A 20,106-nucleotide genomic window follows, 5' to 3' on the forward strand; every position below is an offset into this window, starting at 1 on the left:
GAATCTCCTTGCGGTTTGACAGCTTCCGATGCGCGTCCGCTATAGCGGCCGTGACAGGGAAGCAAGGAGTTAACTGAAATGCCTGTCTGAAACGCCGCTTAAAACGGCGCCTCGATTCAAGGCATCAAGCAGAACTGTCGTTTTGAGAGGCATACGCCTCATAGCGCCCGCGGCAAATAAACGGGCGAGCGCATTTTAGGGGGGTTAGGGTCAACTTGCAAGCTGGCGCTGGCGAACCGCCTCGAATAGAAAGATACCCGCAGCCACCGACACATTGAGACTGGAGACCTGACCGGCCATGGGGAGCTTGGCCAAATGGTCACAGCTTTCCCGGGTCAACCGGCGCATGCCCTTGCCCTCGGCCCCCATGACCAGCGCGGTGGGCCCTTTGAAATCGATGTCGTAAACCGCCGCGTCGGCCTCGCCGGCGGTACCGGTCACCCAAACGCCAAACTCCTTGAGCTTGGCAAGCGTACGCGCCAGGTTGGTGACCTGGTAGACCGGCACGACCTCTGCCGCGCCACAAGCTACCTTACGCACCGTAGCGTTGAGCGGGGCGGCGTTATCCTTGGCGACGATCACACCGTGGGCGCCGGCCGCATCGGCACTGCGCAAGCAGGCACCGAAGTTATGCACGTCGGTCACGCCATCGAGCACCAGTAGAAGCGGCGGCGCAGGGGCCTGCCAGGCGCGCAGCTTTAGCCATAGCGACTCTTCGCCCTCTGCGGTGAGCGGCGGGCAAAACGCGACCACGCCCTGGTGGGCAGCGCCACTGGTCACCTGGTCGAGTATTTCCCTGGGCTGCTCCTTGAGCCGCGCGCCCCCTGCTCGAGCACGCTCGACAAGCACGTCAAGGCGCCTACCCGCGCCCTGCTGCACCCAAAGCTCGCGAGGGGCTTCGCCCCGCTCCAGCAAGCTTTCAAGCGCGTGGACGCCGTACACCTGCTCAAGGCCTTCAGGCACCTGAACGGCGCTGCGCGCGCCACGCCGGGATGCTGACTTCATGCTTATTCCTTATCCAACGATGGTTTCTTGGGCGCCCTGCGCGAGCGCTTGGGCCCGCTACGCGTGGTGGGCTCCTCGGCCTTTGTTTCGGGCTTACCCGCGGCGCTGCGCTTGGCCGGCTGACGACGCGGCTTATCCGGCTTATCGGATTTCGCAGGCTTATCCGACGCTGCCGACGCCTCGGCGCCCTTACCCGGGCGCTTGCGCGGCTGGCGGCGCGGGCGCGGCTTTTCATCGGTCAGGCCAAAGTCGATCTTGCGATCATCCATATCCACCCGAGCGACCTGCACGGACAGGCCATCGCCCAGCCGGTAGGTCGTGCCGGTGCGCTCGCCTTTCAGGCGATGCTTTTCAGCTTCGTAATGGTAGTAGTCCGAAGGCAGCGAGGTGACGTGGACCAGCCCTTCGACGTAGAAGGTATCCAGACGCACGAACAGCCCGAACTGGGTGACCGAGGCAATGGTACCGTCGAAGGTTTCGCCGAGCTTGTCGGACATGAACTCGCATTTGAGCCAGCTCTCCACATCGCGGGTGGCTTCGTCGGCCCGACGTTCGGTCATCGAGCAGTGCTCGCCGAGCTCGAGCATCTGCTCGAACGTATAGGGGCACCACTTGCTGGGCGGCTCGACCGGTGCGCCTTCGACGCGCACCACGGTATTGGTCTGGCGCGGCCCGCGAATCACCGAGCGAATCGCGCGATGCACCAGCAGATCCGGATAGCGGCGAATCGGCGAGGTGAAGTGGGCGTAGGCCTGATACGCGAGGCCGAAATGCCCCTCGTTTTGCGGCGAGTACACCGCCTGGTTCATTGAGCGCAGCATCACGGTCTGGATGATATCGGCATCCGGGCGATCACTGATCGCCTCTCTGAGCGCCTGATAATCCTGGGGCGTGGGCTCGTCGCCGCCGCCCACCGAGAGACCCAGCTCGCTCAGGAACAGGCGCAGCTTTTCCAGCCGCTCCGGCGTGGGGCGTTCGTGAATCCGGTAAAGCGCCGGCAGGTCGTGCTTGTCCAGAAAGCGCGCGGTGGCCACGTTGGCCGCCAGCATGCACTCCTCGATCATCTTGTGCGCGTCGTTACGACTACGCGGGACGATTTCCTCAATCTTGCGCTCTTCATTGAAGATGATCGCCGTTTCGGTCGTCTCGAAATCGATCGCGCCGCGGGCTTCGCGGGCCTCCTTGAGCAGACCATAAAGCTCGCGAAGATCCTCGACCGGCTTGACGAGGCCCTTGTGCTCTTCACGCAGCGCTTTGCCCTGCTCGCTTTCCGGCTCCAGCATCGCCGCGACCTTGTTGTAGGTCATACGCGCGTGGGAGTTCATGACCGCCTCGTAGAACGAGTAGCGGCTGATCGCCCCGGTCTTGGAGATGTTCATCTCGCAGACCATGACCAGGCGGTCGACATGAGGGTTCAGCGAACAGAGGCCGTTGGAGAGAAGCTCCGGCAACATGGGCACGACCTGGCCCGGGAAGTACACCGAGTTACCACGCGTACGCGCTTCGTCGTCGAGTGCGGTGCCGGGACGAACGTAATGCGAAACGTCGGCGATCGCTACGATCAGCTTCCAGCTACCGGACTTGGTCTTCCACGCATAAACCGCGTCGTCGAAGTCCTTGGCCGACTCGTCGTCGATGGTGATCAACGGCTTGTCGCGTAGATCGACCCGGTGCTGCTTGTCCTCTTCCAGCACCTCGGCGGAGATCGTGCTGGTTTGATCGATCACCTCCGGCGGGAACTCTGCCGGAATCTCGTAGCTGCGAATGGCAATGTCGATTTCCATGCCCGGGTCCATGCGCTCGCCCAGCACTTCGACTACCTCGCCCACCGGCTGCACGCGGGTGGCGGGCTGCTGGGTGATTTTGGCCGAGACCACCTGACCGTCTTTCGCGCCTTCGCTTGCGGTATGCGGAATCAGCACTTCCTGAGTGATCCGCGGGTTCTCCGGAATCAGGATGCCGAATTCCGGCGTGTTGCTGCGATACACCCCGACCAGCGTCTGGGTATTGCGCGCGATGACGTCGGCAATGGTCGCCTCGTCGCGCCCGCGACGATCACGGCCGCTGACCCGTACCAGCACGTGGTCGCCATGGAAGATGCGGCGCATTTGCCGCGCGGGCAGCAGCAGATCCGGCTTTTTACCGTCGTCGCGCACCAAAAAGCCAAAACCATCACGGTGGCCCTGTACTTTACCCTTGATCAGGTCGAGCTTGTCGATCAGTGCGTAGGCACCGCGGCGGTCGCGCAGCACCTGGCCGTCGCGCTCCATGGCCGCCAAGCGGCGACGCACCGCTTCGAGATGATCCTCATCCTCGATGCCGAGCATGCGGCTCATGTTTTCGTGAGTGATCGGCTTGCCGTAGCTTTCGAGCGCGGCGAGCAGATACTCCCGGCTGGGTGCCGGATTATCGTATTTATGTGCCTCACGCTCGGCGTGTGGGTCATCACTTAACGTCCAGTACTTCATGTGATCGTCGTCCTTGATGGCGTTTGCGGGAGGCGAAAAAGAAAGGCCGCGCAAGAGCACGCCCTATAGAGACGGTCAGGCGTTTTTACAAGATAAAACGCGCTGAAAAATTTCATGGTTTGTTTGGTCATCGGTTCAGTATAACGCTGCCGCTTCAATCACCCAACCGTCAGCGTACCCAATCGCGCTTTTTTTACTTAAAAACCGTATGCAACACTTGCATTTAAACCATGGCTCGGTATCATACGCGCCACTTGCCCAGATGGCGGAATTGGTAGACGCGCTAGCTTCAGGTGCTAGTGTCCGTATGGACGTGGAGGTTCAAGTCCTCTTCTGGGCACCATCAAACGTCGAGTTAACCCCTTTTCACGATGGCAGATGGTGTAAAACAAGGGTTTGTATTCGCCCGGGTGGCGGAATTGGTAGACGCGCTAGCTTCAGGTGCTAGTGACTGTATGGTCGTGGAGGTTCAAGTCCTCTCCCGGGCACCAATCGAATACAAGCAATAAATGATGCGCCCAGGTGGCGGAATTGGTAGACGCGCTAGCTTCAGGTGCTAGTGTCCGTATGGACGTGGAGGTTCAAGTCCTCTCCTGGGCACCATGAGCCCGTCCGCATCATTTAACGGTACTTACTTTCCCCCTTTCTTGCTTTACCCCTTTCTTGTTTATCGTCATTACTCTACCTTCTTTTCGATGCTGTACCTAAAGCATCACCGTGGCTTTTTACGCACATCCAGTCGCTCCCTGACCTGCCCAACCACGCTCGTCCAAAACTCTCCATGCCTGGAAGCACCGCTTTAAAAAACGAAGGTGGCTCAAACCGATGCCCCTCCAGCAACGCGTCTTAATGAAACCGCCCCGGCCGTTTCGACACCTCTTCAAGTGCCCACCCTTGAGTGCGTAGCTCGCCCTCCAGCACCGCTTCGAGTTGTGGCGAGAGGTTGGGGAAGAAATTGAGCCCGGTGCGTGCTTCGATCTCGTCGATGGTGACCAGGTAATCCGCCAGCGGCTCGTTGCCGCGCACGTCTTGCGGCATGATGAAGGCCAGCGCCAACGGCGCCTCTGTATGCGGGGCCACGATGATTTTATAGAATGCCTCGGGCACTTCGACCAGCCCCACCCGGTTCAAGACGTTGTCAGTGAAGCGCTCGGGGAAAACCGGCCCGGTAATGACCTGCAGATAGTCGAAGCGCGGTGCGAAGTGATCCATCACCGACTCCTCCAAACGTTGCCACAGTTGGCGGTTCAGCTTCGGACGCTGAGGGCTCATATTGCTCATCTGGAAGGTATCGAGCTGGGCGTTTCGTCCGTGAACGGCGGCGATGGCGTAGTTGGGCGCCATGTGGCCACGGTCATAGCCGCTGCCCGAATAGCTGTCGGTGCCAACCGGCCAAAGCGTTCGCCAGTCGGCGCGAAAGTTGGGCCGCGAGCCAATACGGGTATCGTCCGGCACGGCCCTCACCTGGTAGCTCACCCAAAGCGGATTGATGCGTACATCCGACCAGCCCACGATGAAACCGTCGTTGCGCAGCACGCGGTGAAAAGTGGTCAGGCTCAGATCCTCCCAAGTGGGTGCGCCCATCCAGACCGCCTCGCCTACTTGCTGGCGCTCCTGGAACTCCCAAAGCCCGCCCCCGACCACCACGAATAGCAGCGCCACTCCAAAGCGCCGCCCCCGGCGGCCCCAGCGCGAAAGCGTTTTTCCCACCGTGTTTCTCCCTACCTTGCCCTGTTTTCTTTTTCTAATTCGCCGCTACTACTTCGCCGCTACTACTCAAGGCAAGAAGACTACCAGCCCAGCGAGAACATGGTTTCCAGGTCGTGGCGCGAGTGCACCTGCATGGCGTTCAGGGTTTCCGTATCGCTAATGCCTTCTACCGCGTTCAGGCGCTCGGTCACAAGCTCCGCCAAACTCTCGAAGTCACGGGTGCGGGCAATCGCCACCAGGTCGTAGCGCCCGCAGGTAGAGTATACCTCACTGATGCCCTCGACCTCCGCCAGCCGCTCGGCGACGCCTTTTACCTGGCCTTTTTCGGTATTAATCAAAATGACAGCGTTTTGCATGGCGCCCTCGTAGGTCAACGTATTTGAATCCAGCGTGTCTAAACGTTTGCCGAGTATACCAGCCCCCGCCGTCCCGCCAAACGACGCGATTAATGTGGCCTATTGCCGCGCGGCGTGAAACCCATTAGTCGCGGTGAAACGCATGGGTTAAGGTAGGCGCAAGTTAAACACTTTATAATACGGCGAAAATCAGAGCGCCTTTTAGCGCCTCGTCCGTAACGCTTTCAGACTGTGAACCGTTAGACCGAGCAACCAAGGAGACACCATGGCCGATCAGAGCCGGCGTAAGTTTATGCGTGACAGCGTACTGGGCCTTGCCGCCCTGCCGCTGGGTGTTGGCATCATGTCTAAAACCGCTTTCGCGCAGTCGCTGCCGCGTTTGGACCCGAGCGCCCCCGCGGCCCAGGCACTCAACTATGTCGAAGAGGCCGAAAACGCCAGTGACCACCCGTCCTTCAGCGAAGGCGAACTGTGCTCCAACTGCATGTTTTTCACCGAAGGCAACGAAGGCTGTCAGCTCTTTCCGGAAAATAGCGTCGCCCCGAATGGTTGGTGCCAGTCCTGGACGTCAAAAGGTTGATCCCTTCCTACCCCGCCTGCCGGCGGGGTAGTCATTAAGGTTGCGCGCCCTCCTCTGCGCTCGCCTCCTCGACCGGCCAACGGTAGCGATGGGTCACGCGCCCTTCGTCCATGGATACCAGATGGACCGGAAAGCCCCAGAGTTTTTGCAGGTGGCGCATCACCGGATAGACACTACGCTCCAGCGGCCGGCGACTCTCCTTTACGTGATGCAGCGTGAGCGACCGATCGCCACGAATCGCCGCCTCGAATACCTGTATGTTGGGCTCGCGTAGCGAAAGCGCGTACTGGGCGGCAAGCGCGTCCCGTACACGGCGATATCCCTGCTCGTTGTGGATCGCCCCGATAGCGAGCGTATCGCTTTGATCGTCGTCCACCATGACAAAAAGCTTGAGGTCACGAATCACCTTGGGCGATAAAAACTGCTGGATGAACGACTCATCCTTGAAGTTGCGCATGGCGAACTCCAGGGTCTCCCGCCAGGCAGTGCCGGCGATATCGGGAAACCACGCTTTATCCTCGTCAGTGGGCTCGTCACACAGGCGTTTGATATCGCGAAAAATCGCAAACCCGAGCGCGTAGGGGTTGATGCCGTTGTAGTAGGGGCTGTCGAAGTCCGGCTGGTTGATGACCGCCGCGTGGGACTGCAAAAACTCGAGCATCAGTCCTTCGTCCACGTGACCATCATCATAGAGCCGGTTCATCAGCGTATAGTGCCAAAAACAGGCCCAGCCTTCGTTCATTACTTGGGTCTGGCGTTGGGGATAAAAATACTGGGCCAGCTTGCGCACGATACGCACGATCTCGCGCTGCCAGGGCGCCAGTAGCGGCGCGTTCTTCTCGATGAAGTAGAGCAGGTTCTCCTGGGGCTCTGCCGGGTAGCGACCGCCTTCGTGAAGGCCCAGCGGGTCGTCCTCGCCATGAAGTTGACCCAGCAGCGGCTCGGTTTTCTCAAAAGGCTTAGGAATAGTACGCCAGAGCATGTTGACCTGGGTTTGCAGGTAGGCTTCGCGCTCCTGCTGGCGCGTCGCTTCCTGGGCGGCGGAAATCTTCGATGGCCGCTTGTAGCGGTCCACCCCGTAATTCTGTAGCGCGTGGCAGGCGTCGAGCAGTTGCTCGACGGCGTGGGTACCGTGGCGCTCTTCGCACTGGGTGATATAGCGGCGCGCGAATACCAGGTAATCGACGATCGAGTCCGCCTCGGTCCAGGTACGGAACAGATAGTTGCCCTTGAAAAACGAGTTGTGGCCGTAGCAGGCGTGGGCCATGACCAGCACCTGCATCATCAGCGTATTCTCCTCCATCAGGTACGCGATACAGGGGTTGGCGTTGATGACGAGCTCATAGGCAAGCCCCATTTGGCCGCGCTTGTAAGCCTGCTGTACGGCCAGAAACTGCTTACCGAAAGACCAGTGATGATAGCCCACCGGCATGCCCACACTCGCGTAGGCGTCCATCATCTGTTCGGTGGTGATCACTTCGATCTGATTGGGGTAGGTGTCGAGCCGGTACTCGTCGGCAAGCCCGGCCAGCGCTTGGTCGAAACGCTCGAGGATGTCGAAATTCCAGTCCGAGCCCGTCGCTATGGGACCGGGTGCGGAGGCATTGGGGGAGACTCGCATCGCGCCCTCCTTTTCAATTGAGTGGCCGCTCACGCTTGCGCGTGGGAGCGGCGCTTGAACAGCTCGCGAAAAACGGGATAAATGTCGCCGGCTTCGAAAATCTGGCGCATGGCAAAGCGCTCGCTAAAGCGTTGGGCGACGTTCTCATACTCGTGCCAAAGCGACTGATGCTCGTGCGGGGTAATTTCGACGTAGGCGTAGTATTGAAGGTGGGGCATCAGCTCGTTGATTAGCATGTTGCGGCAGATCGAGGAGTCGTCGTCCCAGTTGTCGCCATCGGAGGCCTGAGCCACGTAGAGATTCCACTGGCCGGGTGGATAGCGCTTATGGATGATTTTGTTGACCAGCGTCAGCGCGCTGGAGACGATCGTGCCGCCGGTTTCCCGGGAGTAGAAAAACTCCTCTTCGCTGACCTCCCGGGCGGCGGTGTGGTGGCGCACGAACACCAGCTCGACCTTCTCGTAGTGCTTTTCCAGAAACAGATAAAGCAGCAGGAAAAAACGCTTGGCGATATCCTTGTGGTTCTGGGTCATCGACCCGGACACGTCCATGACGCAGAAAATCACCGCTTGGCTCGAGGGCTGCGGCTCCGGGGCCAGCTGATGGTAGCGAAGGTCGACGGTGTCGATGAATGGCACTGCCTCGATGCGCTTTTCCAGCCGCTCTATCTCGGCCTGCAGCGCGGCAACGCGGGCGGGATTTCTCAAGATGGTGTCTTTGGCCATCTCCTCGGCAAGCGCCGCTTGGGCTTCGCGCAAGGCGCGCTTGATGGGGGCGCGCATGGCGATACGCCGGGCGTAGGCTTCGCGCATCGAGCGGGTCACGCTCATGCGTGAAGGCACGCCGTCGCGGGCGAGCCCGGCGCGCACCATCTTGATCTCTTCCATGGTCTTGAGCGGCGTGCGCTCTAGATGCGGTAACTCGAGGCCGTCGAACACGAACTCGAGAAACTCTTCGCGGCTTAGCGTAAAGGCGAACTCGTCGTCGCCTTGCCCCTGCTTACCGGGGCCGCCCTCGCCGGCCCCTTTACCGTTACCGCCCCCTGGCGGGCGGCGGATCTTGTCGCCTTCCAAAAACTCCTTGTTGCCTGGCGATACCACGGCGCGCCGCCCGCCGGGGCCGTGCTGAAAGACCGGCTCGGAAATGTCTTTGGTGGGAATGGAGACACTCTCGCCGCGCTCCATATCGGTGATCGAGCGGCGGTTGACCGCCTCTTCCACCGAGCGTTTGATATGGTGGCGATAACGCTCCAGAAAGCGCTGCCGGTTGACGGCGCTTTTGTGCTTCGCGTTCGGCCTGCGGTCGATAAAGTAGGTCATAAAGCCTCCAAAGCGTCAGAGCGTTGAGATGGGCGCCTGCACTACTGGGATTTACGCACCCGCAGATACCACTCCGAAAGCAGCCGTACCTGTTTTTCGGTGTAACCGCGCTCGACCATGCGCGCGACGAAGTCTTCGTGTTTTTTCTGGTCCGACTTCGACGCCTTGGCGTTGAAGGAGATCACCGGGAGAAGCTCCTCAGTGTTGGCGAACATCTTGTGCTCGATCACCCCTCTGAGCTTTTCGTAGGACTGCCAGCTCGGGTTCATGCCGTTGTTCTGGGCCCGCGCGCGCAGCACGAAGTTGACCACTTCGTGGCGAAAATCCTTGGGGTTGGAGATACCCGCGGGTTTTTCGATCTTTTCGAGCTCTTCGTTGAGCAACTGGCGGTTCAACAGCTCGCCGGTATCCGGGTCCCGATATTCCTGGTCCTGAATCCAGAAGTCGGCGTAGGTAACGTACCGATCGAAAATGTTCTGGCCGTACTCGCTATAGGATTCGAGATACGCGGTCTGGATCTCCTTGCCGATGAATTCGACGTAACGCGGTGCCAGAAACTCCTTGATGAAACCGATGTAGCGCTCGAATACCTCGGAGGGGAGCTGCTCGCGCTCCAGCGACTGCTCCAACACGTAAAGCAGATGCACCGGATTGGCGGCCACCTCAACACTGTCGAAGTTGAACACCTTGGAAAGAATCTTGAAGGCAAAGCGCGTGGAGAGCCCTTGCATGCCCTCATCGACCCCGGCGGCGTCGCGGTACTCCTGGATCGACTTCGCTCGCGGGTCGGTGTCCTTGAGATTCTCACCGTCGTAGACGCGCATCTTGGAGTAGACGCTGGAGTTTTCGGGCACCTTGAGCCTTGAAAGAATCGAGAACTGCGCCAGCATGCGCAGGGTGTCCGGCGCGCAGGGGGCCTGGCTCAGCGACGACTCCTCGAGCAGTTTCTGGTAGATGCTCACCTCTTCCGAGACCCGCAAACAGTACGGCACCTTGACGATATAGACCCGGTCCAGAAACGCTTCGTTGTTGCGGTTATTGCGAAACGCCTGCCACTCGGACTCGTTGGAGTGGGCCAATATCACGCCGTTGAACGGGATCGCGCCCATGCCCTCGGTCGGGTTGTAGTTACCCTCTTGCGTTGCCGTCAAAAGCGGATGCAGCACCTTGATCGGCGCCTTGAACATCTCGACGAACTCCATCAACCCCTGGTTGGCGCGGCAAAGCCCGCCGGAGAAGCTGTAGGCGTCCGGGTCGTCCTGGGAGAAGAGCTCGAGCTTGCGGATATCGACCTTGCCGACCAGCGAGGAGATATCCTGGTTGTTCTCGTCGCCGGGCTCGGTCTTGGAGATCGCGATCTGGTTGAGCCTTGAAGGATAAAGGCGCACCACGCGAAACGAGGAGATATCGCCGCCGGCCTCCTTCAAGCGCTTGGCCGCCCAAGGCGACATCACGCTTTTCAAGTAGCGCGGCGGGATGCCGTACTCTTTTTCGAGCACTTCGCCGTCCTCTTCCGGCGAAAACAGCCCCAGAGGCGACTCGTGAACCGGCGAATCCTTGAGCGCGTAAAACGGGATGCGCTCCATCAGAAGCTTCAGGCGCTCGGCAAGCGAGGATTTACCGCCGCCCACCGGCCCCAGTAGGTAGAGAATCTGCTTGCGCTCCTCGAGGCCTTGGGCTGCGTGGCGAAAGTAGGCCACGATCTGTTCGATGGCCTCTTCCATGCCGTGAAACTCGGCAAACGCCGGGTAGCGTCGGATCACTTTATTGGAAAAAATGCGCGAAAGGTGCGCATCCTTCGCGGTATCGATCACCTCGGGCTCGCCGATCGCCTCCAGCATGCGCTCGGCGGCGCTGGCATAGATTTTAGGATCGCGTTGGCAAAGGGCGAGATACTCCTCGAGGGTCAACTCTTCTTGCTGTGTGCGTGCGAATCGGTCTTGAACGTGATCAAAGATGCTCATGGAACTCTCCTGTGACCAAGCCTCAGGCATACCGCCCACTCACACATCTCAAACGCGGCGTGCCAAACGGGGTGTCGTTCTATCAGCGTAGTCAGCCACACAAAAAGTGAGGACAAAACCTTCAACGCTAAGAGCCGCGAAGGTTTAAAGCGTACCGAAGACGTAGCGGCCGATTTCTACACGCGAGGCTGGAACATGGGACTTGCCTTATGTTCGAATGCAGGTAACCATTTATGACACGATGGCGGCCGCTTCGGCTCGCCCTTTGCAAACCCGGGAGATATGAACCCATGCCGATTCGTCGCGCGCTGATGACCGCTCTATTACCCCTGCTCGCCGCTACCGCCGCTTCCACGGCTCAGGCCCAGCAGACGAGCGCCCCCAACGTCGAAACTCAAAGCTTTCAGGATTGGGAAGTGGGCTGCCCTTCGGGGGCCGGCCAGCAGCAGGGCTGCTCCATGAGCCAGATCATCAACAACCCGGACAGCAACGAGCCGCTGATGCGCGCCATGGTCGGCTACCCGCCGCAGGCCCAGGGCAACGCGGTCATGGCCTTCATGCTGCCGCTGGGCGTGAATCTAGCGCCGGGTATGCAGCTGCAGGTGGATAACAACGAGCCGGTCGGCTTCCCCTACCAGTTCTGCCACGAGCAGGGCTGCCGCGCGGATCTTCCGCTGGAGCCGAGCATGCTGCAACAGCTACGCAGCGGAAGTAGCGCCACTGTTAGCGCCATCGCCCCGGACGGCCAGCGCCTGGACGTGAACCTGTCGCTGATGGGCTTTACCAACGCAAACCAGGAAATCGCGCCCTAAAAGTACCTAGGCCATCGCCGCGCTTACGTCGGCCAGAAGCTGGTCGAGCAGCTCGACGGTGGTGTTCCAGGCGCAGACAAAGCGTGCCCCGCCCGCGCCAATGAAGGTATAGAAGGTCCAGCCCTGGGCCTTGAGCCGTTCGACCACGTGGGGCGGAAGCTCCACGAAAACGCTATTGGCCTGGGTGGGGAACATCAGCGAAACACCGGGAAGCGCCGCAAGGCCTTCCGACAAATAGCGCGCCATGGCGTTGGCGTGCTGAGCGTTGGTGAGCCAGGCACCGCTTTCCAAAAGCCCGAGCCAGGGGGCGGAGACGTAGCGCATTTTGGACGCCAACTGGCCCGCCTGCTTGCAGCGGTAGGAAAAGTCTTCGGCCAACTCACGATTGAAAAACAGAATCGCTTCGCCAAAGGCCAGGCCGTTTTTGGTGCCGGAGAAACACAGCGCATCCACTCCCACCTGCCAGGTCAACTCCGCCGGCGTCGCGCCCAGGCTTGCGCAGGCGTTAGCAAAGCGCGCGCCATCCATATGCAGGCGCAGGTCGTGCTTATCGGCCACCGCGCGAATCGCTAGAAGCTCCTCCCGAGAATAAAGGGTGCCGACTTCGGTCGCCTGGGTGAGGGATACCACCTTGGGCTTGGGATAGTGGATATCGGATCTTTTAGTGACCAGCGCCTCGATGCCTTCCGGGGTCAGCTTGCCGTTGGCGCCTGGCGAGGTTAAAAGCTTGGCGCCGTTGGAGAAAAATTCCGGCCCGCCACACTCGTCGGTTTCGATATGCGCAAGCTCGTGGCAGATCACGCTATGGTAGCTGCGCCCCATGGCCGAGAGCGCCAGCGAATTCGCGGCGGTACCGTTGAAGACGAAAAAGACGTCGCAGTCGTAATCGAACATCTCACGAAAGCGATCCGCGGCGCGGGCAGTCCAGCTATCGTTACCGTAGGCCAGGTCGTCGCTGTCGTTGGCTTTTAAAAGGTACTGCATCGCTTCCGGGCAGATACCGGAGGTATTATCGCTGGCGAGAAATCGGGGGGTGCACTCCGAGGCCATGATGGCTGGGTCCTTTTGGCTGACGATCATGAAGCGAGCTGGGTGCCACCCGCTTACACAATGAACGAACACCTTACGGCGCGGCGTACGCGCCATAAGACAAAAGGCTAGTCTAGCGCTAATTCGACCGGGTCGTCACCCGGCCCTCCCAAACGGTGCTTCGAGGATCAAAGCGAGGCGGCCAACCGCATGCCCTGGTCGATCGCCCGCTTGGCGTCGAGTTCGGCGGCCTCATCGGCGCCGCCGATCACGTGCACTTCGGGGCCGGCCTGCTCGAGCGGCGCGAGCAGATCGCGCACCGATTCTTGCCCGGCGCACACCACCACCGTATCCACCTTGAGCACCTGCGCTTCGCCGGCCAGGCGAATATGCAGGCCTTCGTCATCGATGCGCACATACTCGCAGCCGCTCAGGGTTTTCACCCCGCGGGCCTTAAGCGCCGCGCGGTGCACCCAGCCGGTAGTTTTGCCCAGGCCCTTGCCGGGCCGGGTGGTCTTACGTTGCAGCATGGTGATACGTCGAGCCGGCGCCGCCGGTGCCGGCGCTTTGAGCCCGCCGGGCTCATTGACCGCCATATCCACGCCCCACTCTTCGCACCAGGTGGCGATAGAAAGCGCCGGGTGGCTCTGATGAGCCAAAAGCTCCGAGACATCGAAACCGATACCGCCGGCGCCGATCACCGCAACCTCCCGCCCCACGCGCTCCGGGTTTTCGATCGCCTCGGCGTAGCTCAATACGCTGGGGTGATCCGCGCCGGGCAGCGTGAGTGTACGCGGTGTCACGCCGGTGGCGATCACGACGACATCGAACTCGCTCAATGCCTCCAGGGTGGCCTCGGTATTCAAACGCACGTCCACGTCGTGCTTATCGAGCATGACGTGAAAATAGCGCAGCGTCTCGTCGAACTCCTCTTTACCGGGGATTTTGCGCGCGTAGTTGAACTGCCCGCCCAGCTCGCCGCGGCGCTCGAAAAGCGCCACCCGATGGCCCCGCTCGGCGGCGGCCACCGCCGTTGCCAAGCCCGCCGGGCCGCCGCCGACCACCGCCACCCGCCGGGCAGCAGTGGTGGGCGCCAAGCTAAACTCGGTTTCGTGGCAGGCCTGCGGGTTGACCAGACACGACGTCAGCTTGCCGGCGAAGGTATGATCCAGACATGCCTGGTTGCAGGCGATACAGGTGTTGATCTCTTCCGCGCGCCCGGCCTCGGCCTTTTGTATCCACGCCGGGTCGGCAAGAAACGGGCGCGCCATGGAGACCATGTCCGCGTGGCCATCGGAAAGTACCTGCTCGGCCACCTCGGGCATATTGATGCGATTGGTCGTAATCAAAGGAATCGAAAGCGAGGAACGAATGCGCCGGGTCACCTCGGTAAACGCCGCTCGCGGCACGCTGGTAACGATGGTCGGTACACGCGCCTCGTGCCAACCAATGCCGGTATTGATCACGTTGGCCCCGGCCTCCTCGATCGCCTGGCCGAGGGCAACCACTTCCTCCCAAGTGCTGCCCTCTTCCACCAGGTCGATCATCGACAGGCGAAAGATCACCAGAAAGCGCTCGCCGACCGCCTCGCGAATACGCCGGACGATCTCCACGGGAAAGCGGATACGCGCTTTGAAATCGCCCCCCCAGGCGTCGTCGCGGGTGTTGGTACGCCGACAGATGAACTGGTTGATCAAATAGCCTTCCGAGCCCATCACCTCGACGCCGTCGTAGCCCGCCTCTTGGGCGAGCATAGCGCAGCGCACGTAGTCGTCGATTTGACCTTCGACTTCCTGGGTCTCGAGCGCACGCGGCGTGTGCGGGTTGATCGGCGCTTGAAGCGCCGAGGGCGCGACAAGGTGTGGAGAGTAGGCGTAGCGCCCGGCGTGAAGAATCTGCATGCACAGATACCCGCCTTCAGCATGCACCGCCTCTATCACCTGGCGGTGTTCGTCCAGTTGGCTCGAATCCGTCAAGGCATTCGCCCCTTCGAACACCGCGCCTTCCGGGTTGGGCGCGATACCACCGGTCACGATCAGACTCACCCCCGCCCGGGCGCGCTCGGCGTAAAACGCCGCCAGGCGAGCAAAGCCGTTCGGCGTCTCTTCCAGGTTGGTATGCATCGAGCCCATCAGTACGCGATTGGGCAAGTTTAAATGCCCCAGCTGAATCGGGGCAAAGAGGTGCGGGTAAACGGGCGGCTGCGTCATCACGGTCTCTCGCGTTTTATTTAAATAGTCGGCTTTAAAATATTCAAACAAGCGTATGACATTGGTGCGACGCCGTACAGACCTTTGAGCGCACCCTTTGAGCCACGCCCTCTTGCTCAGAGCGTCAAAGCGCGTCACATTACCCGGCTAACCAGCAGGGAACTCGCTATGCCATTGATTTACTTTCTCGCGCCGCTGGCGACGGTGGTGATCTGGTCGGGCAACATGACCATCAACCAGCTCACCGTCGGCGCCATTGCACCGAGCAGCATCGCCTTTTTACGCTGGCTTTTGGCGCTTGTCATCATGACGCCGTTCGTGCTGCCCACCGCGCTCAAACATCTCCCTGAGATCAAACGCCACTGGCCGAAGCTTGCCGTGCTGGGGCTTTTGGGCATGGGGCTTTGGCAGGGGCTTGCTTACGTTGCCGCCGAGAGCACCACCGCCACCAACATGGGGATTCTGGCGGCCATGGTGCCGCTTTTGACCGTGCTTTTGAGCGCGCTGATTCTGCGCGAACCGCCGACCGTTGGCGGCGTGGTCGGCGGGCTATTGGCGTTTATCGGCGTAAGCGTTCTGCTCGGCCAGGGCAACCCGCTTTCGCTATTGAAGCTCGAGGTGGCGTTTGGTGATGCGCTAATGGTCGTTGCCGCCATCTGCTACGCTCTTTACGGCGTCATGCTCAAGCGCTGGCAGATGAACCTGCCCCCTTGGGTACTGCTTTACGGCCAAGTGTGCTTTGCGGTGCTTTTTTTGCTGCCGCCTTACCTACTGGGGCCAATGACGCCGGTTGACGCTCAAAACGTGTGGCTGATTCTCTACGCGGGCATTCCCGCCTCGATCATTACCACCTTTTTGTGGATGCGCGCGGTGCGCCAAATTGGCGCCAACCAATCGAGCATCTTCATCAACCTGATGCCACTTTTTAGCGCGCTGATCGCCATGGCGTTTCTGGGCGAGCGCATCGCAGGTTTTCATCTCTTCGGCGGTGTTCTGATTTTGGCCGGCGTCATCATGGCGCAAACGTTGACACGACCGCTGGTCGCCGTCCCCGGTAATAAAAACCGCAGCGCGCAGCAGTGATACACTAGGCTAACGACTTTTTTTATGGTGGGTACCCAATACTATGTCCCTGGAAGAACTGCACCTTAATCTTCGCAATCTGACAAGCGACGACTACGACCAATTGAAAACGCTGATGGATGCGGTCTATCACGACATCGGCGGCGCCTGGCCCAGACACACGATCGACAAGCTCATCCAGGAATTCCCCGATGGCCAAATAGCGATCGAGGACGACGGCATTTTGGTCGGCGTGGCGCTGACCGTACAGGTGGATTACGACGCGTTCTCCAACCCCCACCGCTACGACGACCTGATCGGCCATCGCGAAGTCATTTTGAATGACGAAGAGGGCGATGCCATGTACGGGTTGGACGTGCTGATTCACCCGGACTACCGCGGCTACCGGCTGGGCCGGCGCCTTTACGAGGCGCGCAAGGAGCTTTGCCGCTCGCACAACCTGCGGGCGATTCTCGCCGGCGGGCGTATCCCCGAATATCACCAGCACTCCGACAAGCTGACCCCGGCCCAGTATATCGACAAGGTCTCGCGCAAAGAGATCTACGACCCGATCCTCTCGTTCCAGCTCGCCAACGACTTCCAGGTCAAGCGGCTTTTGCGCAAATACCTGCCGGAAGACGAGCAGTCCCGCGGCTACGCGACGCTTTTGGAGTGGAACAACATCCTGTTCGAGCCCGCCGAAAGCGTGCTGGATACCCGCCCCACCCAGGTACGTGTCGGCGCGGTGCAGTGGCAGATGCGCGAATTCTCCTCGGTGGAGGCCGCGCTTCAGCAAATCGAGTACTTCGTCGATGCGCTGTCGGATTACCAAAGCGACTTCGCGGTGTTCCCGGAACTGTTCACCACGCCCTTGATGGGGCTTCAGGACCGCGCGGCGCAGCAGGACCAGATGGCGGCCATCCGCTTTCTGGCAGGCTTTACCGAGCGCTTCAAAAGCGAGCTTTCGCGCATGGCGGTCTCCTACAATATCAACATTGTAGGCGGGTCGATGATCGAGGCAGGCAAGGACGACCGGCTTTATAACGTGGCTTACTTGTTCCACCGCGACGGCGAGATCGAAAAGCAGGCGAAGCTGCACATCACCCCTCAAGAGCGCCGCGACTGGGTCATCGAAGGCGGCGACGAGCTGCGCGTATTCGATACCGACGCCGGCCGGGTGGGCATTTTGATCTGCTACGACGTCGAGTTTCCCGAGCTTGGCCGGCTGCTGGCCGACCAGGACATGGATATTCTCTTCGTGCCCTTCTGGACCGACACCAAAAACGGCTACCTGCGCGTACGCCACTGCGGCCAGGCCCGGGCGATCGAAAACGAGTGCTACGTGGTGCTGTGTGGGAGCGTGGGCAACCTGCCCTCCATCGAGAACCTGGACATCCAGTACGCCCAGTCGGCAGTATTCACGCCGTCGGACTTCGCCTTCCCCCACGACGCGGTGCTGGCGGAAACCACGCCCAATACCGAGATGATCTTCTTCTCGGATTTGGACCTGACCCGCCTGACGGTCGTACGCGCCGAAGGCTCGGTGACCAACATGAAAGACCGCCGCAAGGACCTGTTCGACCTGCGCTGGCGCGACTGGTCCTGGAAGTCCGGCGCGAATCTGGACGACTAAGACGGTAGCCCCATAACGCCAGAACCGGATTTCATCGGTGGCCCGCCATACCACCGATGACGCCACCCACCCTTGTAGGAGCCCGATTCATCGGGCGATGGAGGCGACAGCCTCCTTGTGGGAGAAGGCGAAGCTATTGGCCCGGCAACCCAAGCAGCGCGGTGCGCTGCATCGCTGGCTGAAGCCTGCTCCTACGGGGGGTTAGTCCACATCAAGTGGCGCGGCACTCGCCGGCGACGCCTTCGGCCCGCAGCGATTTATCGGCGGCCCGGCATACCCGCGATGGAAGCACCCCACCCTTGTAGGAGCCCGATTCATCGGGCGATGGAGGCGCCAGCCTCCCTGTGAGAGAAGGCGACAATATCGGCCCGCCAACCCAAGCAGCGCGGTGCGCTGCATCGCTGGCTGAAGCCTGCTCCTACGGGGGGTTGGGCATACCTAGTGGCGCAGTACTCGCCAGCGACGCCTCCGGCCCACAGCGATTTATCAGCGGCCCGGCATACCACCGATGACGGCACCCCACCCTTGTAGGAGCCCGATTCATCGGGCGATGGAGGCGCCAGCCTCCCTGTGAGAGAAGGCGACAATATCGGCCCGCCAACCCAAGCAGCGCGGTGCGCTGCATCGCTGGCTGAAGCCTGCTCCTACGGGGGGTTGGGCATACCTGGTGGCGCAGTACTCGCCGGCGACGCCTCCGGCCCACAGCGATTTATCAGCGGCCCGGCATACCAGCGATGACGGCACCCCACCCTTGTAGGAGCCCGATTCATCGGGCGATGGAGGCGACAGCCTCCTTGTGGGAGAAGGCGAAGCTATTGGCCCGGCAACCCAAGCAGCGCGGTGCGCTGCATCGCTGGCTGAAGCCTGCTCCTACGGGGGGGTTAGTCCACATCAAGTGGCGCGGCACTCGCCGGCGACGCCTTCGGCCCGCAGCGATTTATCGGCGGCCCGGCATACCCGCGATGGAAGCACCCCACCCTTGTAGGAGCCCGATTCATCGGGCGATGGAGGTGCCAGCCTCCCTGTGGGAGAAGGCGAAATTATTAGCATGCCAACCCAAGCAGCGCGGTGCGCTGCATCGCTGGCTGAAGCCTGCTCCTACGGGGGGTTGGGTATACCTGGTTGTGCGGCACTCGCCGGCGACGCCTTCGGCCCGCAGCAATTTATCGGCGGCCCGGCATACCACCGATGGAAGCACACCACCCTTGTAGGAGCCCGATTCATCGGGCGATGGAGGCGCCAGCCTCCCCTGTGGGAGAAGGCGACACTGTCGGCCCGCCAACCCAACCCAAGCAGCGCGGTGCGCTGCATCGCTGGCTGCTGGTTAAAGCCTGCGCCTACGGGTGGTCGGGCCACACCAAATGACGCGGCACGCGGCCTTTAGCGTCGAAGGCCACGCCTTCGGCGCGCAGCTTTTCGTGCTGGCGCGTTGCGCCGCCGTGGTCGGCGAGTTTTAGGCTGGCGGAGATCACCCGGTGCCAGGGGAGCTGATGACCTGCGGGGAGGTGGCGCATGGCAGAGCCGACCGAGCGCGCGGTGGCGCCCTCGGTCATGGCGGCGATGCGCCCGTAGGTGGTCACCCGGCCTTCGGGTATTTGCGCCACGATGGTGTAGATTTGCTCCAAAAGCGCCGGGCGCACCGCACCTCCCCGTCTAGATGATTTCGAATCCGTTTAAAGCGTGCCGACCAGTTGGTCGATGCCCTGGTAGGCTTCCTTCAAGGCGCCATCGCGCTGCTCTTCGCCCATGTTCAGGCCTTCGGCAAAGACGATGTCGACATCGGTAATGCCCATCAAGCCTAGCATGGTTTTCAGGTGCGGCGTTTGGCTGTCGAGCTCGGTGCCGGCGTACTGGCCACCGCGCGCAGCTAGAATGATCGCCCGCTTGCCCTCGACAAGACCAACGGGTCCGGTGTCGGTGTAACGGAAGGTTTCGCCAGCGCGCAGTACCCGGTCGAACCAGGCTTTGAGCTGCGAGGGCACGCCCAGGTTGTACATGGGCACCGCGATGACGATGACGTCGCTTTCACGAAGCTCTCCTAGCATGTCGTCGGAGTAAGCGGCCAGGCGCTTTTGCTCGTCGCTACGCTCTTGTACCGGGGTTTGCCAGGCGGCGAGCTCGGCAAGCTCCAAGTGCGGTAGCGGGTTGGCCACCACGTCGCGAACGCGCACGTCGACACCGCGGGCGCTGGCCTGGGCGTTGAAGTGGCTCGCCAAGGCGTTGGACTGGCCGATTTCCCCAAGAATGGAGGAGGTAACGAGTAAAGCGCGGGTCATGCAAAGCTCCTGAATACGAATGAAAAGCGCTATTTTACGTCGATTTTATAAAACGTTAAGC

Annotated in this window: 15 protein-coding genes and 3 tRNA genes; 7 read left to right on the forward strand and 11 right to left on the reverse strand. The window is 60.9% G+C overall.

The window, feature by feature from the left end; genetic code table 11:
* Positions 1-210: 210 nt before the first annotated feature.
* Positions 211-1,005: a 23S rRNA (guanosine(2251)-2'-O)-methyltransferase RlmB gene (rlmB, locus tag ACWHRL_RS11800; RefSeq protein WP_447529319.1), complete on the reverse strand. Its 795-nt coding sequence runs from the start codon at positions 1,003-1,005 to the stop codon at positions 211-213.
* Between the two features lie 2 nt (positions 1,006-1,007).
* Positions 1,008-3,473, reverse strand: coding sequence for a ribonuclease R (gene rnr / locus ACWHRL_RS11805; RefSeq protein ID WP_447529320.1), 2,466 nt, complete (start codon positions 3,471-3,473; stop codon positions 1,008-1,010).
* A 256-nt stretch (positions 3,474-3,729) separates the two neighbouring features.
* Here rnr and ACWHRL_RS11810 point away from each other — a divergent pair.
* The 3 genes from ACWHRL_RS11810 to ACWHRL_RS11820 all read left to right on the forward strand — a co-directional run bounded on the left by ACWHRL_RS11810 (position 3,730) and on the right by ACWHRL_RS11820 (position 4,076).
* Positions 3,730-3,816, forward strand: a tRNA-Leu gene (locus ACWHRL_RS11810).
* A 61-nt stretch (positions 3,817-3,877) separates the two neighbouring features.
* A tRNA-Leu gene (locus ACWHRL_RS11815) sits at positions 3,878-3,964 on the forward strand.
* Between the two features lie 25 nt (positions 3,965-3,989).
* Positions 3,990-4,076, forward strand: a tRNA-Leu gene (locus tag ACWHRL_RS11820).
* A gap of 243 nt (positions 4,077-4,319) precedes the next feature.
* Here the strand turns inward: ACWHRL_RS11820 and ACWHRL_RS11825 are convergent.
* Positions 4,320-5,183, reverse strand: a complete 864-nt coding sequence (locus tag ACWHRL_RS11825; RefSeq protein WP_447893805.1) for a DNA/RNA non-specific endonuclease — start codon at positions 5,181-5,183, stop codon at positions 4,320-4,322.
* An 80-nt stretch (positions 5,184-5,263) separates the two neighbouring features.
* Positions 5,264-5,539: an Lrp/AsnC family transcriptional regulator gene (locus tag ACWHRL_RS11830; RefSeq protein WP_252107234.1), complete on the reverse strand. Its 276-nt coding sequence runs from the start codon at positions 5,537-5,539 to the stop codon at positions 5,264-5,266.
* Between the two features lie 265 nt (positions 5,540-5,804).
* Here ACWHRL_RS11830 and ACWHRL_RS11835 point away from each other — a divergent pair, with 265 nt between their 5' ends.
* On the forward strand, positions 5,805-6,119 hold the full coding sequence (locus ACWHRL_RS11835) for a high-potential iron-sulfur protein (protein ID WP_447529322.1): 315 nt from the start codon (positions 5,805-5,807) through the stop codon (positions 6,117-6,119).
* A gap of 34 nt (positions 6,120-6,153) precedes the next feature.
* On the opposite strand, the gene ACWHRL_RS11840 is transcribed toward ACWHRL_RS11835, so the two are convergent.
* From ACWHRL_RS11840 to ACWHRL_RS11850, 3 genes are read right to left on the reverse strand one after another with little or no spacing between them, the layout of a single operon-like run.
* Positions 6,154-7,740, reverse strand: coding sequence for a SpoVR family protein (locus ACWHRL_RS11840; protein ID WP_447893806.1), 1,587 nt, complete (start codon positions 7,738-7,740; stop codon positions 6,154-6,156).
* A 29-nt stretch (positions 7,741-7,769) separates the two neighbouring features.
* The gene (locus ACWHRL_RS11845; RefSeq protein WP_447893807.1) at positions 7,770-9,059 is read right to left on the reverse strand and encodes a YeaH/YhbH family protein; all 1,290 of its coding nucleotides are present in this window, start codon (positions 9,057-9,059) and stop codon (positions 7,770-7,772) included.
* Positions 9,060-9,100: 41 nt separating this feature from the next.
* On the reverse strand, positions 9,101-11,023 hold the full coding sequence (locus ACWHRL_RS11850) for a PrkA family serine protein kinase (protein WP_447893809.1): 1,923 nt from the start codon (positions 11,021-11,023) through the stop codon (positions 9,101-9,103).
* Between the two features lie 290 nt (positions 11,024-11,313).
* On the opposite strand from ACWHRL_RS11850, the gene ACWHRL_RS11855 reads away from it, so the two are divergent.
* Positions 11,314-11,835, forward strand: coding sequence for an invasion associated locus B family protein (locus ACWHRL_RS11855; RefSeq protein ID WP_447529326.1), 522 nt, complete (start codon positions 11,314-11,316; stop codon positions 11,833-11,835).
* A 6-nt stretch (positions 11,836-11,841) separates the two neighbouring features.
* Here the strand turns inward: ACWHRL_RS11855 and ACWHRL_RS11860 are convergent, their stop codons facing one another.
* Positions 11,842-12,885 carry a threonine aldolase family protein gene (locus tag ACWHRL_RS11860; protein ID WP_447529327.1) on the reverse strand — a complete coding sequence of 348 codons (1,044 nt, stop codon included), beginning with the start codon at positions 12,883-12,885 and terminating at the stop codon, positions 11,842-11,844.
* Positions 12,886-13,052: 167 nt separating this feature from the next.
* On the reverse strand, positions 13,053-15,074 hold the full coding sequence (locus tag ACWHRL_RS11865) for an FAD-dependent oxidoreductase (RefSeq protein ID WP_447893810.1): 2,022 nt from the start codon (positions 15,072-15,074) through the stop codon (positions 13,053-13,055).
* A gap of 168 nt (positions 15,075-15,242) precedes the next feature.
* Between ACWHRL_RS11865 and ACWHRL_RS11870 the strand changes: the two genes are divergently transcribed.
* Both ACWHRL_RS11870 and ACWHRL_RS11875 read left to right on the forward strand, forming a co-directional pair.
* Positions 15,243-16,157 carry a DMT family transporter gene (locus tag ACWHRL_RS11870; protein ID WP_447893811.1) on the forward strand — a complete coding sequence of 305 codons (915 nt, stop codon included), beginning with the start codon at positions 15,243-15,245 and terminating at the stop codon, positions 16,155-16,157.
* Between the two features lie 43 nt (positions 16,158-16,200).
* Positions 16,201-17,769: a GNAT family N-acetyltransferase gene (locus ACWHRL_RS11875; protein WP_447529330.1), complete on the forward strand. Its 1,569-nt coding sequence runs from the start codon at positions 16,201-16,203 to the stop codon at positions 17,767-17,769.
* A gap of 1,337 nt (positions 17,770-19,106) precedes the next feature.
* Here the strand turns inward: ACWHRL_RS11875 and ACWHRL_RS11880 are convergent.
* Complete coding sequence (locus ACWHRL_RS11880; protein WP_447529331.1) at positions 19,107-19,409, reverse strand: MGMT family protein; 303 nt, start codon at positions 19,407-19,409, stop codon at positions 19,107-19,109.
* A gap of 33 nt (positions 19,410-19,442) precedes the next feature.
* Complete coding sequence (locus tag ACWHRL_RS11885; RefSeq protein WP_447529332.1) at positions 19,443-20,045, reverse strand: FMN-dependent NADH-azoreductase; 603 nt, start codon at positions 20,043-20,045, stop codon at positions 19,443-19,445.
* Positions 20,046-20,106 lie beyond the last annotated feature (61 nt).

This window comes from Vreelandella sp. GE22, assembly GCF_968212445.1.